Origin of the sequence: Actinocrinis sp., assembly GCF_035650855.1 — a bacterium.
Classification (GTDB): domain Bacteria; phylum Actinomycetota; class Actinomycetes; order Streptomycetales; family Catenulisporaceae; genus Actinocrinis.
In genome coordinates this window covers 1-7,315 of record NZ_DASRGV010000242.1, presented here as the reverse complement: position 1 = coordinate 7,315, position 7,315 = coordinate 1, and the positions used below count along the sequence as shown (strand labels likewise).

Annotated in this window: 5 protein-coding genes; 1 reads left to right on the top strand and 4 read right to left on the bottom strand. The window is 70.0% G+C overall.

The annotated features are described in order from the left end of the window. Positions 1 to 549: TetR-like C-terminal domain-containing protein (locus VFB40_RS17730; protein ID WP_324852027.1), on the top strand; the 549-nt coding region annotated here is incomplete at its 5' end. A gap of 52 nt (positions 550 to 601) precedes the next feature. Here VFB40_RS17730 and VFB40_RS17725 read toward each other — a convergent pair. The 4 genes from VFB40_RS17725 to VFB40_RS17710 form a co-directional block, all read right to left on the bottom strand. Further along, a complete protein-coding gene (locus VFB40_RS17725) occupies positions 602 to 2,368 on the bottom strand; it encodes an NAD+ synthase (RefSeq protein ID WP_324852025.1) in 1,767 nt (588 codons plus the stop codon). Positions 2,369 to 2,442: 74 nt separating this feature from the next. Continuing rightward, the gene (locus VFB40_RS17720; RefSeq protein ID WP_324852023.1) at positions 2,443 to 4,719 is read right to left on the bottom strand and encodes a glycosyltransferase family 39 protein; all 2,277 of its coding nucleotides are present in this window, start codon (positions 4,717 to 4,719) and stop codon (positions 2,443 to 2,445) included. Positions 4,720 to 4,732: 13 nt separating this feature from the next. After that, entirely contained in the window at positions 4,733 to 5,971 is a 1,239-nt protein-coding gene (locus VFB40_RS17715) for a bifunctional glycosyltransferase family 2/GtrA family protein (protein ID WP_324852021.1), read from the bottom strand. A 660-nt stretch (positions 5,972 to 6,631) separates the two neighbouring features. Next, entirely contained in the window at positions 6,632 to 6,913 is a 282-nt protein-coding gene (locus tag VFB40_RS17710) for a guanyl-specific ribonuclease (protein ID WP_414642104.1), read from the bottom strand. Between the last annotated feature and the right edge of the window lie 402 nt (positions 6,914 to 7,315).

Below are 7,315 nucleotides of genomic sequence, written 5' to 3'. Positions count from 1 at the left end.
GTCGGGAAGGCCACCATCTACCGGCGCTGGCCCAACAAGGAGGCGCTGGTCATCGACGCGATCTGCCGCCGCCTGCACCCGGACCACGAGAAGATCGTGCCGCCGGGCGCCTCGGTGCGCGAGGACCTGATCTTCCTGCTCGAGAAGATGCGCCGGCACCTGCAGGAGGAACACAGCGGCTCGGCGTACAACGTGCTGACGAACGTGAGCAAGGCGAACCCGACGCTGTACCGCAGGTATCACGAAGTGGTCATCGAGCCGCGCCGGGACCTGTACCGCAAGGTACTGCGGCGCGGCGTCGCGACCGGGGAGCTGCGCCCCGACCTCGACGTGGAGCGCACGATGCTGATCCTGACCTCGACCATGCTGAACGCCGCGCGCTACCCGCTCGGTGAGCCGGCCGGCCGGGAGTTCAGCGTCGGCCTCACCGACGACCTGCTGCGTGGCGCGGCGGCGAGGCCGAACGAGACGGACACTGACGCGCCGAGCGTGGCAGGCGTCAAAGCTGTGGCCGCCGAGCGCACCGGCAGCCGGTCGGTCAGCGCGTAGCCGTCAGTCGCCTGGCCTGCTTCTTGCCACCTGACCAGGTTCAGACGAACCGTCAGGCGGTCTCGCGCCAGCGCGAGGTGATCGGCAGCCGCCGGTCGCGCCCGAAGGCCTTGGCCGAGATCTTGGTGCCCGGCGGGTACTGGCGCCGCTTGTACTCGGCCGTGTCGGTCAGCTTGAGCACCCGCTGCACCAGCTCGGTGTCGAAGCCGCGGGACTCGATCTCCTCGCGGCCGTGGTCGCCGGTGACGTACAGCTCCAGGATCTCGTCCAGCACCTCGTACGGCGGCAGCGAGTCGGTGTCCCGCTGGCCGGGCCGCAGCTCGGCGCTCGGCTCCTTCTCGATCGAGTTGCGCGGGATCGGCGGTACCTCGCCGCGTCGCTCGGCCTCCTCGTCGCGCCACCGCGCCAGCGCCCATACCAGCGTCTTCGAGACGTCCTTGATCGGCCCGAACGCGCCGACCGCGTCTCCGTAGAGGGTCGAGTAGCCGACCGCGAGCTCCGACTTGTTGCCGGTCGCGAGCACCAGGTGCCCGCGTTGGTTCGAAAGGGCCATCAGCGCCGTGCCGCGCACCCGGGCCTGGAGGTTCTCCTCGGCCAGTCCGGTCAGCGCGGTGCCGGAGTCGGCCAGGGTCTTGAGATACGCCTCGACCATCGGCGCGATCGGGACGGTCTCGTAGTGCATTCCGGTGCGCCGCGCCATGTCGCTCGCGTCGTCCTTGGAGTGGTCCGAGGAGTACCGGCTGGGCAGCGAGACGCCGTAGACGTTCTGCGGTCCGAGCGCGTCGCAGGCGATCGCCGCGACCAGCGCCGAGTCGATGCCGCCGGAAAGGCCGAGCAGCACGGTCGAGAAGCCGTTCTTGCGCACGTAGTCGCGCAAACCGGTGACCAGCGCCTGGTAGATCTCGCCGAGGTCGTCGAGGCGCGGCGTGATGACGGCCGGGCGCGGCTGGTACGGCCCGGCGGGCTCGGTGGAGGCGACGACGCGGCGGATCGCCAGGCCGTTGCTCGCGACCGCGTCCTGCGCCGGGCCTTCGGCCGCGGGCAGCTCGAAGTCGGTCACGAACAGCTCTTCGGTGAACTGTCCGGCGCGCGCGAGCACCCGGCCGTCCGCGCCGACGATGATCGAGTCGCCGTCGAAGACCAGTTCGTCCTGCCCGCCGACCTGGTTGACGTAGGCGATGGGGCACCCGGCCTCGGCGGCGCGCCGGGCCAGCAGCTCGTACCGCACGTCGTCCTTGTTCAGCTCGTACGGCGAGGCGTTGATGGAGAGCAGCAGCCCGGCGTTCGACTCGGCGACCGCGGCGACCGGGCCGCCGTCCTGCCACATGTCCTCGCAGATGACCAGGGCCACGTCGACGCCGCGCACCCGGATGACCGGCAGCACGTCGCCCGGCACGAAGTACCGGTACTCGTCGAACACGCCGTAGTTCGGCAGGTGGTGCTTGGCCGAGCGCATGAGCACCGAGCCGCGGTGGATCACCGCGGCGGCGTCCAGCGGCGCGCCGGCCGGGCGGCCGATGCGCGGTTCGTCGTCCGCGATGCCGTCGAGATACCCGGCGATCACCACCAGCTCGCCGAGCCCCTCCTTCGCGAGCCGGGTGGCGAGTTGGTCCAGGGCTGCGCGGGCGGCCTGCACGAACGAGGGGCGCAGCGCCAGGTCCTCGATCGGATAGCCGGTGAGCCCCATCTCGGGCGTGGCCAGGATGTGCGCACCCTCCGCGGCCGCCTTGCGGGCCGAGTCGAGGATCAGCGCCGCGTTGCCGGCGAGATCGCCGACGGTCGGGTTGATCTGTGCCAGAGCGATCCGCAGCTGCGCCATGACCCAAGCATACGCCCCTTCTCGTCGCTCTGACGAGAAGGGGCGCTGTGCTCTGCGCCACGCGGCCGCCGCGGTCAGGCGGTGCTTCCGGAGGAGGAGGACGAACTCGACGCGGCGCCGGCCGTGCACGCGTACAGGCCGGAGGCGGAGGTCGAGCTCGTCGTCGACGAACCGCTGGACGAGGAGCTCGAGCCGCCGTAGGCGCTGGCCGACACCGCGGTGCAGTGCTGCTCGACCCAGGTCTGCACCTGGCTGCTCGCCGAGTTGCCGCCGCCGGGTCCGCCGAAGCCGCCACCGCCCATGCCGCCGCCGAGCATCACGTACTTGAGCTCGCCGGAGGCCACGAGCTGCTGCAGCTTGGCCGCGGTCATCGCCGGGTCGCTGCCGGTGAAGCCCCACATGGAGATCACCGAGCGCCCGGTCTGCAGCTCGAGCGAAGCGGCCGAGTTCGAGTTCGCCACCGCGAGCAGCCACTTCGCCGAGCCCTGATTCTCCTCGAGATAGCTGATCATCGCCGAGGACAGCTGGGCACCGCCCGGACCGCCGCCCGGGAAGCCGCCGGTTCCGCCGGTACCGCCGCCTCCGGCGCCGCCCGAGGGAAATCCCGGGAGGTCTCCGGCCAGGCCGCCCGGGAAGCCGCCGGGGAAGCCGCCCTGGCCGCCGCCGGAACCCGAACCGGAACCACCGCCGAACGAAGGCAGCTCGCCGGCCTGGCCGCCCGGCCCTGCCTGCGCACCGAAGCCACCGCGCCCGAAGCCGTCGGCGCCGCCGCCGCGCCCACCGAAGCCGCCGCCGGGACCGCCCATCAAGCCGTTCGACGGCCCCGCCAGCGGATTGGTCCCGTTGACGGTGGAGTTCGCCGCGGCGGCCGCGAAAGCCGTCGGCCCGGCAAGCCCGGCGAACAGCAGCGCCGCGAGGCCGACCGCGCCGAACCGCGCGCGTTGCCGAGGCCGTAGCCGCACGGCCACCAGCGCGCCGATCGCGACGATCGCCGCGATGGCGATGAGGGGGACCAGCCACGTCGCGTACGAAGTCCGGTGCAGCAACGCGATCGACCACAGCGCGCTGATCGCGACCGCCGCCGGAATGACGAGCCACGCCCAGTTGCGCTCGTGCATCCGCTCCCAGACCACCGCGCCGCCCCCGCCGACCAGCGCGCCGATCGCAGGACTCAGCGTCGTGACGTAGTACGGGTGCATCGTGCCCTGCTGATATGAGAACACGACGAAGTGCACGCCCAGCCACAGCCCCCACAGCAGCAGCGAGGCCCGGACCGGATCGGTGCGTGGCGCCTTGCCGCGCAATACCAGCGCCGCGACGCCCAGGATCGCGGCCGCGGGCAGCAGCCAGGAGATCTGCGTGCCGAGGATGTCGTTGAACAGGCGGCCGAAGCCCGAGGTGCCGGAGAAGCTCGCGCCGCCGCCTCCACCCCCGAACCCGTTGCCCAACTCGTTCCCGGTGATCCGGCCGAGGCCGTTGTACCCGATCACCAGGTCCCACACCGAGTTCGTCGAGGAGCCGCCGATATACGGACGCGAACTCGCCGGGATGGCGTCGACGATCAGCATCCACCAGAACGACGCGACCGCGAGCACGCCCGTGAAGATCGTCAGATGCCTAGTGCGCTTCCAGAACCCTCCGTCGGCCGCGAACAGGTACACCAGCACCAGCGCGGGCAAGACGATGTACGCCTGAAGCATCTTGGTGTTGAACGCGCAGCCGAGCATCACGGCCGCCCACAGCAGCGGCCGCAGCCGCTTGGTGCGCAGCGCCTCCAGGGTGAACCAGGCGCCGAGCGTCATCAACAGCACGAGCACCGGGTCCGGGTTGTTGTCCCGGTTGATCGCCACGGTGATCGGAGTCAGGGCCATGACGAGTGCGGCTACCGCGGCCGCCGCGTGCCCGAATGTTCGCCGTATCGCCGAGTACAGCACGCCGACCGCGGCCACGCCGCACAGCGCGATCGGCGCCAGCATCGCGAAGCTGGAGAAGCCGAAGACCCGGGTCGAGACCTCCATCACCCACAGCGCGAACGGCGGCTTGTCGACGGTGATGAAGTTCCCTGTGTCGATCGAACCGAAGAACATCGCGGACCAGCTCTTGGTCCCGCTCTGCACCGCGGCCGCGTAGAACTCGTTCGCATAGCCGTTGGCGGTCAGGTTCCACAAGTACAGCGCCGCGCTCAGCGCGAGAATCGCCAGCAGCGCGGGCCTTGCCCAGCGCGGATCCCCGGGATCGCCGAGGTAGGCACGCTGCAACCGCGATCGCTTCGCCGGCGCAGGGCCGGGAACGGCGGCGAACGGAGCCGGCCACGTGATTTCTTCCGGTACGGCCGGAAGCTGGTCAGTCATGTGAAGTACTCCGCTACGGGCGCTCGGGCTGACCGGTACGCCGGGGATTGAAGACCCAGGCGCGCATCAGCAGGAATCGGACGAGGGTGGCCATCGCATTCGCCGCGATGAGGGTCGCCAGCTCGACCGTGTGGGACGTACCCGGCGCGGCCGCGCTCAGCACCGCGAGCGCGCCGTTCGTCAGGGCGAGGCCGATGAGGAACGCGACGCCGCCTTCGAACTGGTGTCGCAGGGCATTGGCACTGCCTCGCACACCGAAGGTATAGCGCCGGTTGGCGGCCGTGTTGGCGATCGCGGTGAGGGCCAGCGCGAGGGTGTTGGCGAGGTACGCCGGGCAGACGGCGCGCAGCACCCAATAGAGCAGCAGATAGGCCAGGGTGCTGGCGACACCGATGATCGCGAAGCTCGGCAGCTGCTTTCGCATGCCCTGTGGCAGTTGCGCGGCCAGCACGCGCGCCTGCACCGGCGCTTTGAAGCCCCCGCGCAGCGCCTGCCGGCCGACCCGCCACATGCCGCGCAGATCGTCGAGCGCGGTCTGCACGATGTCCACCCGGCTGTCCGGGTCGTCCACCCAGTCCACCGGCACCTCGTGGATCCGCAGCCCGCTGCGCTCGGCGAGCAGCAGCAGTTCGGTGTCGAAGAACCAGGCCTGGTCCTGCACCTGCGGAAGCAGGGCCTTGATGATCTCGGTGCGCCCGGCCTTGAAGCCGCACTGCGCGTCCGAGAACCGGGCGGCCATCGCCGAGCGCAGCATCAGGTTGTAGGTGCGGGAGATGAACTCGCGCTTCGGCCCGCGCACGACAGCCGCACCGCGCGCCAGCCGAGAGCCGATCGCCAGATCTGAGTGCCCTGACATGAGCGGCGCGATCAACGGTAGGAAGGCGTCAAGGCCGGTCGAGAGGTCGACGTCCATGTACGCGACGACCTCGGCGTCGCTTGCCTCCCACACGGTGCGCAGTGCGCGGCCCCGGCCCTTCTGGTCGAGGTGTACCGCATCGACGTGCGGATAGCGGTCGGCGAGGTCGAGAGCTGCCGCCCACGTCTCGTCGGTCGACGCGTTATCGGCGATCGTGATGCGGAAGGGGTAGGGCAGGTTCTCCGCGAGGTACTCATGGAGCCGGTGCACGCTGTCGGCCAGTACCAGCTGCTCGTTGTAAACCGGGATCACGATCTCCACGAGGCGGGTACGTTGCCGGGGCGGTTGGGTGCCGTCGTCGAGGCCGGGCGGCCGGTCGTAGATCACTTGGCTCATGGCGACCACGGTTCCGGAGGCCCGTTCGGCTACCGTGAGTGTGACCTGAGCGTTCCATGAAAATAGGCGCTGCTTCGCGCTGTTCTGCTTCGCACGGCACTGTTCCGAAAAATGAGGCGGCCTCGTCGCACGGGGGAGCGACGAGGCCGCGGCGGAGAGTTGTCGAGGACTCTCCGCGGGCGTCGGAGGGGTTCACCGCCACGGTCCCGGGGGAGGACACTGCGGGCGGCGAGGGGCGGTTCCGACGCCGAGCGGTGCGGGGATCCCCACGGGGGGAGGGACCACGCACGCACCGTGGTTAGGCGCCTGACCCCCACGGGGGGAGGGGCCGGCGCCCGGACGCGCTCCGGCGTGATCCCCACGGGGGGAGGGACCCGCCTGTACGCGTCACTCGGGGCGAGGCCCCATCGCACGGGGGGACGACGAGGCCTCGAAGAGGATTATTCATGGGCCTCCAGCGCTTGGCGACCCTTTCGACAAAACTTCTCGCTCGGGATGCCGCCCTTCACCGAGCGTGACGGCGATTTGCCGCTTTTGTGGCTTTTGAAGCTTTCAGACTCCCGTGGAACGTGACTCTGTGTCGACGATTCGTCGGTAACCAAAAGTGTTCGAGTAGGCCGCGTATGTTCCCGGGCGAGTTTCCTTGCTGACCGCAATCCCTCAGTTCGCGCAGGCAATCCAGTCGAACGTGCCGTAGTGATCCGCGGTGTAGTAGTCCTCGCCGTCGGCCCCGGTTACCACCCGCCGGGCGCCACGGGTAGCGGAGCCTGGAGTCACGACCGTGAATTCGTGGTAGTAGCCGTAACGCTCACGGGGTAACGCGCCGCTGTAGTTCCCGTAGACGGTGCCGTCCTCCGTGTATGGGTACGGGCCACCGGATGCGATCAACCGCAGCGTTGCGACGGCCTGCGAAGGCAACTGAGTGACCGTGAGCACCGACATCCCGGACGGGGGAGTGATTGAGGCCGAACAAGCAATGCCGGATGAGGTCGAGCCACCACGGTGCGCTGTCGCACCTCCTCCAGTCGCGCTCGAGCAGCCGGAGACGAGCAGGACCAGCGCCAGTGCCAGCACCGCTGACCCGCTTTTCACAGCGTTTACCGCCGCCGGCCGATCGCCCCTCGACCCGCGGGATGCCTCATCCCTCTGCACCAAACCCGTACGCACCCGGGCATTGTCCCCTCTCGGCGGGCCGGGTCAGCCGTGCCGCGCCGTCGCCGCGACCGCGAGCTCGCCCAGCACCTCACGCGATTCGGCGGTGATCGGTGCCTCGTCGAGCGCCGCCAACGCGGTCTGTGTCAGTTCGCTGATCCGCGCCTCGACCTCAGCCAGCGCGCCGGTATC